At 57.9% G+C, this 13,077-nt stretch carries 9 protein-coding genes and 1 tRNA gene; 5 read left to right on the forward strand and 5 right to left on the reverse strand.

Annotated elements, in window-relative coordinates; translation table 11 throughout:
• Positions 1-199: 199 nt before the first annotated feature.
• Positions 200-973, reverse strand: a complete 774-nt coding sequence (locus tag ACRX4W_RS07315; protein ID WP_158558637.1) for a type III pantothenate kinase — start codon at positions 971-973, stop codon at positions 200-202.
• Between the two features lie 196 nt (positions 974-1,169).
• Here ACRX4W_RS07315 and ACRX4W_RS07320 point away from each other — a divergent pair.
• Positions 1,170-1,246: transfer RNA gene (locus ACRX4W_RS07320), tRNA-Met, on the forward strand.
• Between the two features lie 589 nt (positions 1,247-1,835).
• On the forward strand, positions 1,836-2,693 hold the full coding sequence (locus ACRX4W_RS07325) for a MurR/RpiR family transcriptional regulator (RefSeq protein ID WP_006235773.1): 858 nt from the start codon (positions 1,836-1,838) through the stop codon (positions 2,691-2,693).
• Between the two features lie 73 nt (positions 2,694-2,766).
• Here the strand turns inward: ACRX4W_RS07325 and ACRX4W_RS07330 are convergent, their stop codons facing one another.
• From ACRX4W_RS07330 to ACRX4W_RS07345, 4 genes are read right to left on the reverse strand one after another with little or no spacing between them, the layout of a single operon-like run.
• The gene (locus ACRX4W_RS07330; protein WP_231500819.1) at positions 2,767-4,095 is read right to left on the reverse strand and encodes a 6-phospho-alpha-glucosidase; all 1,329 of its coding nucleotides are present in this window, start codon (positions 4,093-4,095) and stop codon (positions 2,767-2,769) included.
• A gap of 19 nt (positions 4,096-4,114) precedes the next feature.
• Positions 4,115-4,384 carry a hypothetical protein gene (locus ACRX4W_RS07335; RefSeq protein ID WP_117840343.1) on the reverse strand — a complete coding sequence of 90 codons (270 nt, stop codon included), beginning with the start codon at positions 4,382-4,384 and terminating at the stop codon, positions 4,115-4,117.
• 45 nt (positions 4,385-4,429) lie between these two features.
• Positions 4,430-5,722: a PTS transporter subunit EIIC gene (locus ACRX4W_RS07340; RefSeq protein ID WP_432299849.1), complete on the reverse strand. Its 1,293-nt coding sequence runs from the start codon at positions 5,720-5,722 to the stop codon at positions 4,430-4,432.
• Complete coding sequence (locus ACRX4W_RS07345) at positions 5,692-5,991, reverse strand: hypothetical protein (protein ID WP_432299851.1); 300 nt, start codon at positions 5,989-5,991, stop codon at positions 5,692-5,694. Before ACRX4W_RS07345 ends, ACRX4W_RS07340 begins: the two co-directional genes overlap by 31 nt.
• Positions 5,992-7,023: 1,032 nt before the next feature.
• Between ACRX4W_RS07345 and bilR the strand changes: the two genes are divergently transcribed.
• The 3 genes from bilR (at position 7,024) to ACRX4W_RS07360 (ending at position 13,067) form a co-directional block, all read left to right on the forward strand.
• On the forward strand, positions 7,024-9,054 hold the full coding sequence (bilR, locus tag ACRX4W_RS07350) for a bilirubin reductase, long form (protein WP_432299853.1): 2,031 nt from the start codon (positions 7,024-7,026) through the stop codon (positions 9,052-9,054).
• 449 nt (positions 9,055-9,503) lie between these two features.
• Positions 9,504-9,899, forward strand: a complete 396-nt coding sequence (locus ACRX4W_RS07355) for a helix-turn-helix domain-containing protein (RefSeq protein ID WP_432299855.1) — start codon at positions 9,504-9,506, stop codon at positions 9,897-9,899.
• 285 nt (positions 9,900-10,184) lie between these two features.
• The gene (locus tag ACRX4W_RS07360; RefSeq protein WP_432299857.1) at positions 10,185-13,067 is read left to right on the forward strand and encodes a proton-conducting transporter transmembrane domain-containing protein; all 2,883 of its coding nucleotides are present in this window, start codon (positions 10,185-10,187) and stop codon (positions 13,065-13,067) included.
• Positions 13,068-13,077: the final 10 nt, after the last annotated feature.

Consider the following 13,077-nt stretch of genomic DNA (forward strand, 5'->3'; position numbering starts at 1 on the left):
TCATGCTTCACTCTCAAATCAACGCGCATAAAGAAAGCCTCCCATTTCTCATGTCCAAGAAATGGGAGGCAGTTCACTGTGCCGGGGAGGGTCTTGTTGTCTGGGGAATGGGCTGTCAGCACCCTATTCCTCAAAACTGAAAAATTTTCGATTTTGAGGAATAGGATTGGCGGCTGGTTGCTGCGACCTGGCGTTTACTCTATCCCAGCTCCTGCATGCGGCGGTAGATTTCGCAGATGCCCTTGATGGTGAGTTGCCCGTCGACCACGTCGAAGGCATCGGTCGAATCGGCGACAATGCCGGCGAGACCGCCCGTGGCGATAACGGTGGCGTCCTCGCGGCCCAGCTCGCGCTTCATGCGCGTGACCAGGCCCTCGGCCATGGCGGCGGCGCCCATCACGGCGCCGACCTTGATGCACTCTTCGGTGTCGCGACCGATGGCGTGCTCGGGCGCCTCGAGCGGCACGCTGGCGAGCTTGGCGGCACGGGCGGCAAGCGCGTCCATGGAGATGCGGATGCCCGGCGCAATCGCCCCGCCAATGTAATAACCGTCCTCATCGATGACGTCGATATTGGTCGCGGTGCCAAAGTCCACCACGATTGCCGGCGCGCCGTAGAAAGTCTCGGCCGCAACGGCGTTGGCTACGCGGTCGGCGCCCACGGCCTGGGGGCGCGCCGCGCGCAGCTTGGTCACGGCGGCCGTCTGCGGCCCGATGACGATGGCGTCTGCCGCGATGCGGTTGGCCACGGCGTGCCATTCGCGCGAGAGTTGCGGCACCACGCCCGCAAAGGCGATCGCGTCAACCGTATCGAGCGAGAGGCCGTACATCTTAAAGAAACCCATCAGGCGCACGTGGATCTCGTCGGCGGTATAGGAGCGGTCGGTGGGCATACGCCACGACTGCACCAGCTCGTCTCCGTCAAACAGGCCCATGGCCGTCTGCGTATTTCCCATATCGATAGCGAGCAGCATGTCTACTCCCGGTGTTGGCATAAAAGGACGCGCACCATTGTATACGTGCCGTCGACGGCGCTCGGCTGCAATTCGTTTACGGTGATAGGGGCTGAGGGGTTTAAATATGAAGGAATTATGCTCTACGAGATTTTCCTTGCCGTTTACCGAACTCCCGCGTAATATTCTTTCTTGCGCACATGAGGCGCCCAGACATTGCGGGGTGGAGCAGTCTGGTAGCTCGCCGGGCTCATAACCCGGAGGTCGTAGGTTCAAATCCTGCCCCCGCGACCAAGAACTTGCAGCTCGGAAGCAAAATTGCTTCCGAGCTTTTTCTTTATCGGTTTACTTTGCGGGTGAATTGCGGGTGAATCCTGAGTCAATTTATTATGTGAAGCAAATAAACCATTGATAATCGCGGGCCGGTCGGCTTGACTTATCGACCGATAAACTCCAATTGGGAGGAGTTTCGGCGGTCCTTAGCTTAATAATAGTGGCGGGGATGGACCGCGCCATCCCCGGACCCCTGCGCGCCAAAGGGACGTGTCCCCTTGGAACCCCGCCTATTCTTCTCAGCACAGAAACGGGGGAGTATGGATTACAGGTTGTAGGATGCCGACAGACAAGCACCATGCTGCCTCAAATCCGCATGGAGCTTGGCCGGGGCCGTCTCTTTGCCTCAAGGCGGGCAGTGAACTCAGGCAATCGAACCTCTTCGCATTTGTTCTCTAGGAACTGAGTGACACGCTCCTCCCAATTAATGTTGCCGAAGCATGCGGAATATCAGAAGAGAGATTGCAGGGCGTAAGTCAGCGCATGAAGAGCTGCCCGTCGTTTTGATAATGACATAATTAAGTGGCAAACTAAAGCGATCGGAGCGACCATGATTCTTGACAGCCTGCGTAACAGCGCGTCTTTTAATGAAACCGACCGAGCCATTGCTACCTATCTGCTCAATCATACCGGCGACCTTAAGACCCTCACTATGGCAAAGCTCGCACAGGAGACTTACACTTCGAACGCGACTATCATCCGCTTTTGTAAGAAATTGGGCCTAAGCGGCTATCGAGAGTTGATCATGCAGCTCATCCAGGAGATAAGCGGAGACTATCTTCTGGCTGCCACTGTCGATCACAATCGTCCTTTTGGCAGTACCGATTCAATTGAGGCCATCGAGGGCAACCTTGCAAATCTCTTGAAGGGCGTCATAGATCAAACGAAAATCGAGCTCGATAGCGCCAAATTGAGCATAATCGCCAAGGCAGTTCTTAGCGCCCCGCGAATTTACATCTTTGCTAAAGGGGAAAGCTATCTGGCGGGATGTATCTTTCGCAACAATCTTCTCAAGCTCGATCGTCATGTCACCATGGCAGACGACGGGGGCCTGCAGACGCTGCACGTTAAGAACGGTAGGCCCGGCGACCTGTTTTTATTCCTAAGCTACAGCGGCATTCACTATGATTATTCCAAATACGCCGCCGCTCTTTCCGAGCGCGGAATCAAGCCGTGTTTAATCACGGCGTTTTCTGATTCGGCGCTCGCCAGGCAATGCGACACTGTCTTGCTCATTCCAAAATCAGAGCGCGTGATTGGAAAGGTTGCCAATTACTCTTCCATGATCTCGCTCACGTATACGCTTCAGGTTATTTATTCGCTTATATTCAATCAGGATTATCAAGAGAACTATCGTGTAAAACACGAGGCCGATTCGTTCATCTTTACGAGTTTTGCGGAGATTTAGTCATACAAAAGGTGACCCCAAAGCATTTTGCCTTGAGGCCACCTTTTGTGCTTGTGCTATCTGGATGGCTTCTCTACTTCAGCTCAGGCCAATAGCCCTTGTTCGCCTCGATCATGTCGTCCAAGACTTCCTTAGCCACGCGCGCTGAGGGAATCGTGCGATTGAGGGTGAAGGCCTCGAGTGCCTTCTGGTAGGAGCCCTCGATAACGGCCTCGACCACAAGGCCCTCGCAGGCATCCTGCTGCTCGATAAGGCCCTTGTAGAAGCGGGGAATCTTCCCGACGCGGATCGGTTCGGCTCCTCGATCGGTGATGTACGCCGGAATCTCGACGGTCGCGTCGTCCGAGAGATTCTCGATTGCGCCATTATTGGGCACAATCACCAGCTGGCGATGGCGCAAATCCTTCGCCAGGGACTTGACGACATCGACAATGAACCTGCCGTGGACGCCTACGTAGAACTGCGTGAGATCGACCTTTTCACCGCGCTTAAGCGCCGCAGATGCGTCGAAGATACGCTTTTCGCGGCCGTTTACGACCTGCATGCCACGCGTGTTATTGATGTCCATGTACTCCACGCAGGCATCGGGCAACAGGTAATACTGGTAATAGGTGTTGGGGAGGTAATCCTGGAATAGCGTAGAAATCGTTGCCGCATTCTTGAAGGTGTGGGCCCAATCTGGGTCTTTTACCAAGGCGTCATTGAGACTTGCCTCGGAAATGTAACCGTACTTACGCACGTGCTCTTTGAGCTTGTCCGTAACGTCGACGCCCTTGCAGCGTACGCTGGTATACCACCCAAAGTGATTGAGGCCAAAGTAGTCGACTTCAATGTCGTCGAGTTCGCAGCCCAAAATCTCCGCCATGCGGGCTTCAATCTCTACCGGCATATCGCAGATGTCGAGAATGCGAGCGTTTGGACGCAGCTTGTGCATCGCCTTGGCTACGATGGCAGCGGGGTTGGAGTAGTTGACGATCCAGTAGTCCTTGCAGGCGTACTCCTCGCAGAAATCGACAAGCTCGCACATGGGGAAGATGGTCCTCATGCCATAGGCCATGCCACCTGCTCCGCAAGTCTCTTGGCCGACTACGCCATGGCGCAGGCTGATCTGCTCATCCTGGATACGCATCTTGAGCCCGCCCACGCGCATCTGCGCCATAACAAAGTTCGCATCTGTAAACGCCTCTTTGGGGTCGACGGTTACATGCAAGGGGATCTCGGGAGCAAGGTCATCGATAACCGCTTTAACCACCACGGCGACTGTGTCTTGGCGCTCCTCGTCGATGTCATAGAGCCAAAGCTCGCGTATTCCTAATTCATCCTTTTGGTCGATCAGGTCTTTGACGATGCCAGCGGTATAGGTGCTGCCGCCGCCGCAGATGACAATCTTGTATCCGTTCATGTTGTTCATGCCTTTCAAATCAAATTGAGCTGCAGACAATCTTGGTTACTATCTGCACGAAGTAGGTGGCGATGTTGATGACCGCCGCCATGCCTGCAATGCTGCCTGCGTCCGCGTGCCTTCCTGAACGCCGGGTCCAAACCGCAGCGAGTAGACCCAGGAGCGGCCAGATAAAACCACATGCGAATGCAGCCATAAGTACGAGAAGACCCCTTGTCGACTTTTCTTTGTACATGTTGAGCAGGCGTTCGAACATGCCTTGGATTGAATGAAACGTTTTGGTCAACATGAGGTCCCCTCGCTTATCGCTTATCGCTTATCGCTTAAGCGACTGTTAATCTTCCAGATTAAGGATGGGACGCAGCAGGTCGTAGACGGAGTGCACGTTGGTTCCCACGATAATCTGGACATTGGTGCCGTTCTTAAACAGGCCCTTGTCGATAGCCTTCTTGATGGTCTCTTCGTTGACCTTGTTGGGATCTTTGACTTCGACACGGAGACGAGTCATGCAGCAGCCCATGGTGTTGATATTGTCCTTGCCGCCAAGGCCGTTGATGATGTTCTGCACCATCTCCTGCTGTTTTGCGTCGACTTCCGGAGTTCCGGAGGACTCGAGAGCATTGTTGTCTCCGGAGACCTCTGCAGACCACTCTGCGGAACGGCCGGGCGTCATGAGGTTGAGTTTCTTGATCACCATCGCCAGAACGATGAACGAAACGGCGGCAAACACGATGCCCAAGACGATGTAAATCGGGAACTTGGTGACGCCCATTGGCAAAGGCAGGCCGAGCGTGAGCAGCTCGATGCCACCGTACATGTTAAGCAAGCGGACTCCCAGGACAAACAGGAGCATCTCGCCCAGTCCGTAGAACAGGCTGTAGGCAACCCAGAGAATCGGAGACGCGAACAGGATCATGAAGTCGAGCGGCTCAGTGATGCCGGAGAGCATGGCGGTGATGTAAATGGGCACCAGCATGGCTGCGACAGCTTTTCGATTCTCCGGACGGGAAGTCGCAATCATTGCGAGCACAGTGCCGAGGGTTACGAATTCCTTGCCAAAGCCGAACATGGCAAAGCGGACAGAGGGGTCGACTGTGGTGAGGGATCCGTCGGCGATATGGGGAAGCTCGGCATAGAAGATGTTTGCTGCGCCGGAAACACTCTGGCCGGCGACGACCGCCGTGCCGCCAATCGCGGAGTAGTCAAACGGCATCCACATAAAGTGGTGCATGCCGAGAGGTACGAGGACGCGGTTCAGGAAGCCGTAAATGAAAACGCCCAGACCACCCGAGGCTGCGATGAATGAAGAAGCGTTGCTGATGGCGTTGGCGATAGGGGGCCACACGATAGTCGCTCCGATGCCGAAGACAATGCTCAGCGGAACCATCGCCAGAAGGGCCAGGCGGGGTCCGCCGTAAATCCGGATATACTCCGATACCTTTACGTCGATCAGTTTGTTATAGAGCCAACCGCAGAAGCATCCGATGAGTACGCCGCCGAAGACGTTGACATCGGTAACTTGAAGACCCAGTACCGTTGCCTGGCCAGTGCCATACAGACCCATCGCGCCAGCTTTTGCCAGCTGATCGGTGAGCGTCAGGTAGGCGTTGTTGACATACAGGAACATGAGGTAACTAATAAGTCCAAACACTGCCGCGTTGGATTTTGCTTCTTTGCGAAGCCTGCCGTAAGGCCGACTGCGAAAATCACCGGCAGGTTGCCGATCACCGCGGAGTTGGTTGCCGCGGAGAGCAGCGTGCCCAGATCTGCGACAACTCCGCTGCCGAGCGAGCATACCGTGGCGATGGCCAAAATGATGCCCGTCACCGAAAGGTACAAAATAGGGTCGACGATAACGCGGCCAAAGTTCTGGAAGGCCGTTTTGACTTTATCCATCTCTTCCCCTCTCCTAACTAATCTCGGGGGCTTGCCCCTTAGGCAGAGACGACACTCGCATACTTGCCGGCGTTGGATGTTGATGTCTACCTCTGTTTACTGGCTTCATGATAGTTAGAGTGTTCACAAAACATGTGGGACGGAACAAACGGTGCTTAAAACGAGCTCGGCTAGTCTTTTTCGCTGTTACCATCTTTCCATTTCGGCCAGCGGTATACATTTTTAGGCAAACGGCTTTGGGTGCGAACGGCTAGCCGTGTCTTGATTTGCCAGGTCCGTCTCTATTCGCATTGGGCTTGCGTGAAGTTTGGATATTGAGGAGACGTTCCGACTCTTGCCGTCCGGGCATCCTGGATGAAAGGAGGAGGGGCAGCCGGAAAAGGGATGAAATGTCCGGAATTGCGGGGTGGACACGCGCTCGGGTTGCTGTGGCCCTCGATATGACGGCGGGGCGATGCCGTCGGCCTGTCCGCTTTTTCGCTCGGGCCTCTGCTCTCAGCCTCTCAAACATAATCTCGATCTGTAACAGGTGGACCCGATTTGGGCGGCTAGGTGTTACAGATTGAGATCTTTCGGCAGGACGGTCTCCGTTTGTCTAAATCTGTAACACGAGGGACGGATTTTGCCGAGTTGTTGTTACAGATTGAGATTATCTTGCAGGTGGGTCCCGTTTGTCTCGATTTGTAACATCTGGGGCCCATTTTGCCGAGTAACTGTTACAGATCTAGATCTTTCGGCAGACGGGATTGGTTTGTCTCGATCTGTAACAGTTAGGGTTGGTTTTGGTCTGTAATTGTTACAGATTGAGATTTTCCGCCGGGACGGTTTTGGTTTGTCTCGATCTGTAACAGGTGGAGGCCAAAAGTGGGCCTAACTGTTACGGATTGAGACAAACCGACGGGCCGCCCCGCCCCATCCACCTGCCGCTACCTGCTGTCTGCCGATTTCCGTTGCGCCACTGTGCTCCCATGCCATATCCTCTAAACAACTACGCGGCAACATCGCCGCCGCGCCTACAAGAGAGGAATGTCCATGACCGCACCCGCATCCAAACTGCTCCAGCCCATTACGGTTGGCCCCCTTGAGCTTAAAAACCGCATTATGTTCCCGCCGCTGACCACCGGCTACGAGGAGCGCGACGGTTCCATTGGCGAGCGCAGCCTGGCTTTTTACGAGCGCCTGGCCCGTGGCGGCGTGAGCTACATCGTCATCGGCGACGTTGCTCCTGTTATGACCGCAAGCCCCACGCCCAAGTTAGCGACCGACGCCCAGATCCCCACGTTTAAGGCGCTGGCCGACGCCGTTCACAAGCACGGCGCCAAGGTCGCGCTGCAGCTGTTCCACCCCGAGTACGACGTGCCCGGCGTCGGCCGCATGGTCATGGGTTCCATGGCCGCCGCCAAGGCTGCGCAGGAGGCCAAGGCCGCCGGCGACGAGGAGACCTTCGCCGCCAAGATGGCCGAGTCCAACGAGATCCGCAAGCAGGCCTACGCCAAGTTGCACCACGATATGCAGCACTTTGTGAACGAGGCGAGCGTAGAGCAGCTCACCCAGATCAAGGAGGCCATCGCCGCCTCGGCCGCCCGCGCGCAGCAGGCCGGCATCGACGCCATCGAGGTTCACGGCGACCGTCTGGTGGGTTCGCTGTGCTCGGCCATCCTCAACCAGCGCACCGACGAGTACGGTGGCTCGTTCGAGAACCGCGTTCGCTATGCGCTCGAGGTCGTCGCCGCCATTAAGGAAGCCGCGCCGCAGCTGATGGTGGAGTACAAGCTCCCCGTGATCATGGAGAACCCCGACGGCACGCCGCGCGGCAAGGGTGGCCTGCAGCCCGACGAGGCCTGCGAGTTCGCCAAGCTGCTCGAGGGCGCGGGCATCGACATGATCCAGGTCGCGCAGGCCAACCACACCGGCAACATGGGCGATACCATTCCGCCCATGGGCGCCATGCCCTACAACTGGACGCTGCCCGTGGCCGAGCGCGTCAAGGCCCTGGTCTCCGTGCCGGTGGCAACCGTCGGCCGCGTCGTCTCGGTCGAGGCCGGCGAGAAGATCCTGGAAGACGGCTCGGCCGACATCATCGCCTACGGCCGCTCGCTCATGTGCGACCCCGACATTGCGCTCAAGGCCGCCACGGGCGAGCCCATCCGCGAGTGCCTCAACTGCAACAAGGGCTGCGTCGACGCGATTCAAAACCGCAAGTACATCTCGTGCGTGCTCAATGCCGAGAACGGCGACGAGGCGACCATCGCCATTAAACCGGGTGAGGGCGACAAGAAGATCGCCGTGGTGGGCGGCGGCATCGCCGGCCTGGAGGCCGCGCGCGTGGCGGCCAAACGCGGCTACGACGTGACCGTCTATGAGGCGAGCGATCACTTGGGCGGCCAGATTGTGCTGGCGGCCGCGCCTCCGCGCAAGGATGAGATTATGCGCTCGGTCGAGTATTACGAGAAGATTCTGCCCGGCCTGGGCGTGAAGGTTGAGCTCAACCATGCCGCTAGCCCCACGGATCTCAACGCCGCCGACGCCGCGATTGTGGCTGTGGGCGCGCACGACGTGGTCATCCCCGTTCCGGGTGCCGACTCGGACAAGGTCGTCTCGAGCTGGGACGTGCTGGCCGGCAAGGTGGAGCTCAGCGGGCGCGTCGCCGTCATTGGCGGTGGCCTGGTGGGCACCGAGACTGCCGAGTACCTGCTGCAGCACGGCTGCGAGGTGGCGATTGTCGAGATGCTCGACAAGATTGCCGCGGGCGAGTCCGAGACCATTCTGCCGCTGATTATGAGCGACTTTGCCGAGCATGGCGTTGAGCAGCACGTGAAGACCCGCCTGACCGCCATTACCGACGAGGGCGTGGAGGCCGTTCGCACCACCGAGGACGGCGCCGAGGAGCCGGTGAAGATCGCCTGCGATTACGTGGTGATGGCCGTGGGCTCCAAGGCCAACGCGTTTGACCTGGAGGGCGTGACGGTGCCCGTGACCTGCGTGGGCGACTGCTCGGGCGAGCGCACCGCCGACATCGCGAGCGCCATTCGCACGGCGTATCACGCGGCCAACGAGCTGTAGTTGAACATCGCGGCCAGGCGGGGCGGTAGCACGGATCCGCCTCGCCCGGCTGTGTCCCATCGGGTGTCAACCGGTGCGGGGCCTGCAAGCGCAGCAGGCCCCGCCCTTTTTGTTTTGCTCCGGTGGATGGCAATGCGCGGTAATCATGAGGAGTAGGGACGTCTACTGCCTTGCCGATTACTCAAACTTATTGGGGGGGGGGTTAATAACTATATCCTCTATGCCAAAGGACATAAAGAGACGCCAATTTTGTTGACAAGCGAATGACGATTAGCTGCGAGTCAGCTACCAGCGTAAATAATCGATAAAGAAATGTCGTAAATTGGTGTCAAATGCCCAGATAACACCGCGTCTATTTTAATTAACTGCTTTGAGCAAACAGTAAAATGCTACTATCTAACTTGCACGTAAGAAAGCAGATTAACGGTTAAGGCTAAGAAGTGGCAGGTATGTCGGAAGCAACTAGGACTCGCACGCATGCGCCTGAGATTAGGCAGCGCGCCGTCGAGATCCTCCAAGAGGGGGTCGGTCATCGCGCCCTTGCCGCGGAGCTTGGCATTCCCCAGGCCACGGCTCGTCAGTGGGCCCGCGCGTATGCCGTGGGCGGTGCCGACGCCGTTCTCAACGCCGGTTTGCATCATCACACCTATTCGTACGAAGTTAAGCTCGCCGTGGTTAAGGATCGCTTGGAAAACGGCTTAACGGTTCGCGAGGCCATGATCAAGCACAAGATTCCCAGCGAGTCTTCAGTCAAGGCTTGGTGCCGCCAGTATCGCGAGAGCGGTGAGTCCGCACTGGTTGATAAGCCGCGCGGACGCAAGCCGCGCGTTAAAAAGATGGAATAGCAAACGGGATGGTGCGCCCACAGGGGCGCATTTTTCTTGCCGCGCCAACTTTTTGGACCGCTGCGAGCCTATCGGGACATCCTCCAAAGTGGCCAATAAACCGCGCGCAGTGGCCCGCGTGCCCGTCGCCGCGATAGGGGGAGTGTCGCCTCTCTGCTCCAAGGCGGACGTGCCCTTACCCCGTACGCCTAAAACTCCCCAGTTGACCGAAAACCTGCCGCCGCTACTCCTCAATTGAGCTATAACGTTAAACAATTGCAGCGTTTTGCATGGGGGAGTGATGGTATGACGCTACTGTATTTCCTTACCCTGTTTCCGCTGGTACCGGCGCTGGGCATGCTGCTCGCGCGCGGTGACCGCGCCCGCGATGCGGTGGGGCTCATAGGCTCTGGCATTATTATGGCGGTGACAGTTGTAGTCGCCGTCATGTTTTTTGGTACGGGTCCGCAGAGCTTTGAGGTTGCCCCCGGCACCTCGCATGTGCTCTCGATCATCAGCTCCGCCATCGATGTCATCCTGTGTGCTGTCATCCTGTACAACGCGTACAAATATAGGAACGCGCTCACCACGGTGCTCGGCATAGTCCAGCTGGTGGGCTCCGTTGCCTTTGCAGCCATGACGCTGCCCGCGGCCGAGGTCGTCACCGCCACGCCGCTCTACCTGGATTACATGAGCGCAATCATGGTCCTCGCCGTCGGCATCGTTGGCAGCCTGATCTGCATCTACGCCCTGGGCTACATGAAGGACTTCCAGGCCCACGACGAGCACGAGGCCGCGCTGCGCGGGCAGACCGCTCCCGACCGTCGCCCGCAGTTCCTGGCGCTTATGTTCCTGTTCCTCTCGGCCATGTTCGTCATCGTGACGAGCGACAACCTGGAGTGGCTGTTCTGCGGCTGGGAAATCACCACCGTGTGCTCGTTCCTCATGATTGGCTACACGCGCACACCCGAGGCCATCAAAAACGCCTTTACCCAGATCATCCTTAACATGCTGGGCGGCATCGCGTTTTTGGCGGGCCTCATGTATCTGCACCTCAACGAGCTGCCGATGACAATCACCGGCATGGTCGATCTTGCCGGCGCCGGCACCGCGCAGTCCGCGCTACTGGTGATGCCGGTCTTGTTGCTATCGCTTGCCGCGCTCACCAAGGCCGCGCAGATGCCGTTCCATACCTGGCTGCTCGGTGCTATGGTTGCCCCCACTCCTACGAGCGCCCTGCTGCACTCGTCCACCATGGTCAAAGCCGGCGTGTTCCTGATGGTCAAGCTCAGCCCGCTCTATGCCATCTATCCCGTGACGGGCTTTATGGTCACAAGTGTGGGCGCCATCACGTTTTTGCTCGCTGCCCTCATGGCCATCTCGCAGAGCAACGCCAAACGCGTGCTCGCGTACTCCACCATTTCCAACCTGGGCCTCATCAGTGCCTGCTTGGGTGTCGGCGCGCCCGAGGCCGTGTGGGCCGCCATCTTCCTGATCCTGTTCCACACGGTGGCCAAGTCGCTGCTGTTCCTGTGCGTAGGCACGGCCGAGCATCATATCGGCAGCCGCAATATCGAGGACATGGACGGCATGTTCAGCCGCATGCCGCACCTGACGCGCCTGATGATGCTGGGCATTATGGGCATGTTCGTGGCCCCGTTTGGCATGCTCGTGTCCAAGTGGGGCGCCCTGGTGGCGTTCGCGCAGACAGGCAACGTGCTCATGATCATGGTGCTCGCCTTTGGCTCGGCCGCGACGTTCTTCTTCTGGGGTAAATGGCTGGCCAAGCTTTCGGGCGTCGACCCCACGGCTCAAAACGTTGAGGTCAATGTCCATAAGACCGAATGGATGGCGCTCAACACCATCGCCGCGCTGCTGATTCTTTGCTGCGTGGCGTTCCCGGTTATCTCGAGCGGTCTGGTGTCGCCTTACTTGGCTATGGTGTTTGGCCGCGTGCCGTACGTTATTGGCAAGGATGCCATGTATCTGATGGTGGTTATCGTGGCTTTTATCGCCGTGGTGCTGCTGACTTCATTCCGCGTGAGCAACAAACCGCACGTAAACGTATATCTTTCGGGCGTGGGAACCGACAATTACCGCCATTTCCGCGGCTCGATGGGACACGAGGTGAAGGCCGAAAAGCGCAATTGGTACTCGGAGGACGCCCTTGGCGAGAAGCGTATTGGCCCCGCGGGTAGCGTCGTGTGCTGCAGCATTATCTTGTTTGCGCTGCTGTGTTGCGCGTGGATTGGGCCCGAGAGACTTGCCATGAGTGCGCCCTCGGTGCTGCGCGGTAAGTATTTTGAAGGTTCGGGTGTCGTGGGCATATTTATTGGTACCGTGGCGTTTGCCTTGATTGCGCCGCTTGTGGGTGGCCTGATCGACGGCCTTGACCGCAAGCTTTCGGCCCGCATGCAGGGCCGTGTGGGCCCGCGCCTGCTGCAACCGTTCTACGACGTTGCCAAGCTGCTGCGCAAGGCTCCTGCCAGCGTAAACACCATGGACGATACCTATATGGCATGTGCGCTCATCTTTACCGTGGTAGGCGGCGGCATCTTTGTGTCGGGTTCCAACACGCTGCTGTGTGCTTTTATGGTGACGCTCGCCGCGATCTTTGTGGTGCTGGCGTCCGCCTCGACGCAAAGCCCGTTTGCGCAGGTCGGCGCCGATCGCGAGTTGCTGCAGGTTATGAGCTACGAGCCCGCCGTTCTGCTGATGAGCGTGGGCCTGTATCTCGCCACCGATAGCTTTGATTCCATCGCCGTGACCGGGCAGTCGGCGCCCATCATCGTGTACAGTGCGCCCATTTTCCTTGCGCTGCTCGCGGTGCTCACCATCAAGCTGCGTAAGTCGCCGTTTGACCTTTCGTACTCGCATCACGCGCATCAGGAGATTGTCCAGGGCGTCGCCACCGAGATGAGCGGCAGCACGCTGGCCAAGATGACCCTTATGCACTGGTGCGAGACCGTGCTGTTTTTGATGTGGGTGGGCATGTTCTTTGTTTGGGACAACCCGGTGAGCTGGGTGGTCGCCCTGGTCGTCATGGCCGCGACGTATTTTGTCGAGGTGCTGATCGACAACACCTTCGCCCGTAGCACCTGGCGCAGCTGCTTTAAGCTCGGCTGGGGCGTGGCGCTGGTGTTTGGCCTGCTCAACCTTATGCCCATCCTCGTCGACGTGTTTATTTAGGAGGCGGCAT

The sequence above is a fragment of the Collinsella aerofaciens genome (assembly GCF_964283865.1).
Classification (GTDB): Bacteria; Actinomycetota; Coriobacteriia; order Coriobacteriales; family Coriobacteriaceae; genus Collinsella.

What these genes read in the sequence shown, in the direction of transcription:
- ACRX4W_RS07360 (WP_432299857.1), top strand. Translation starts at nt 10,185, where the DNA reads ATGACGCTACTGTATTTCCTTACCCTGTTTCCGCTGGTACCGGCGCTG.
- ACRX4W_RS07355 (WP_432299855.1), top strand. Translation starts at nt 9,504, where the DNA reads ATGTCGGAAGCAACTAGGACTCGCACGCATGCGCCTGAGATTAGGCAG.
- ACRX4W_RS07330 (WP_231500819.1), bottom strand. Translation starts at nt 4,095, where the DNA reads ATGAACGGATACAAGATTGTCATCTGCGGCGGCGGCAGCACCTATACC.
- ACRX4W_RS07315 (WP_158558637.1), bottom strand. Translation starts at nt 973, where the DNA reads ATGCTGCTCGCTATCGATATGGGAAATACGCAGACGGCCATGGGCCTG.
- ACRX4W_RS07340 (WP_432299849.1), bottom strand. Translation starts at nt 5,722, where the DNA reads ATGTTCCTGTATGTCAACAACGCCTACCTGACGCTCACCGATCAGCTG.
- ACRX4W_RS07325 (WP_006235773.1), top strand. Translation starts at nt 1,836, where the DNA reads ATGATTCTTGACAGCCTGCGTAACAGCGCGTCTTTTAATGAAACCGAC.
- ACRX4W_RS07345 (WP_432299851.1), bottom strand. Translation starts at nt 5,991, where the DNA reads ATGGATAAAGTCAAAACGGCCTTCCAGAACTTTGGCCGCGTTATCGTC.
- ACRX4W_RS07335 (WP_117840343.1), bottom strand. Translation starts at nt 4,384, where the DNA reads ATGTTGACCAAAACGTTTCATTCAATCCAAGGCATGTTCGAACGCCTG.
- bilR (WP_432299853.1), top strand. Translation starts at nt 7,024, where the DNA reads ATGACCGCACCCGCATCCAAACTGCTCCAGCCCATTACGGTTGGCCCC.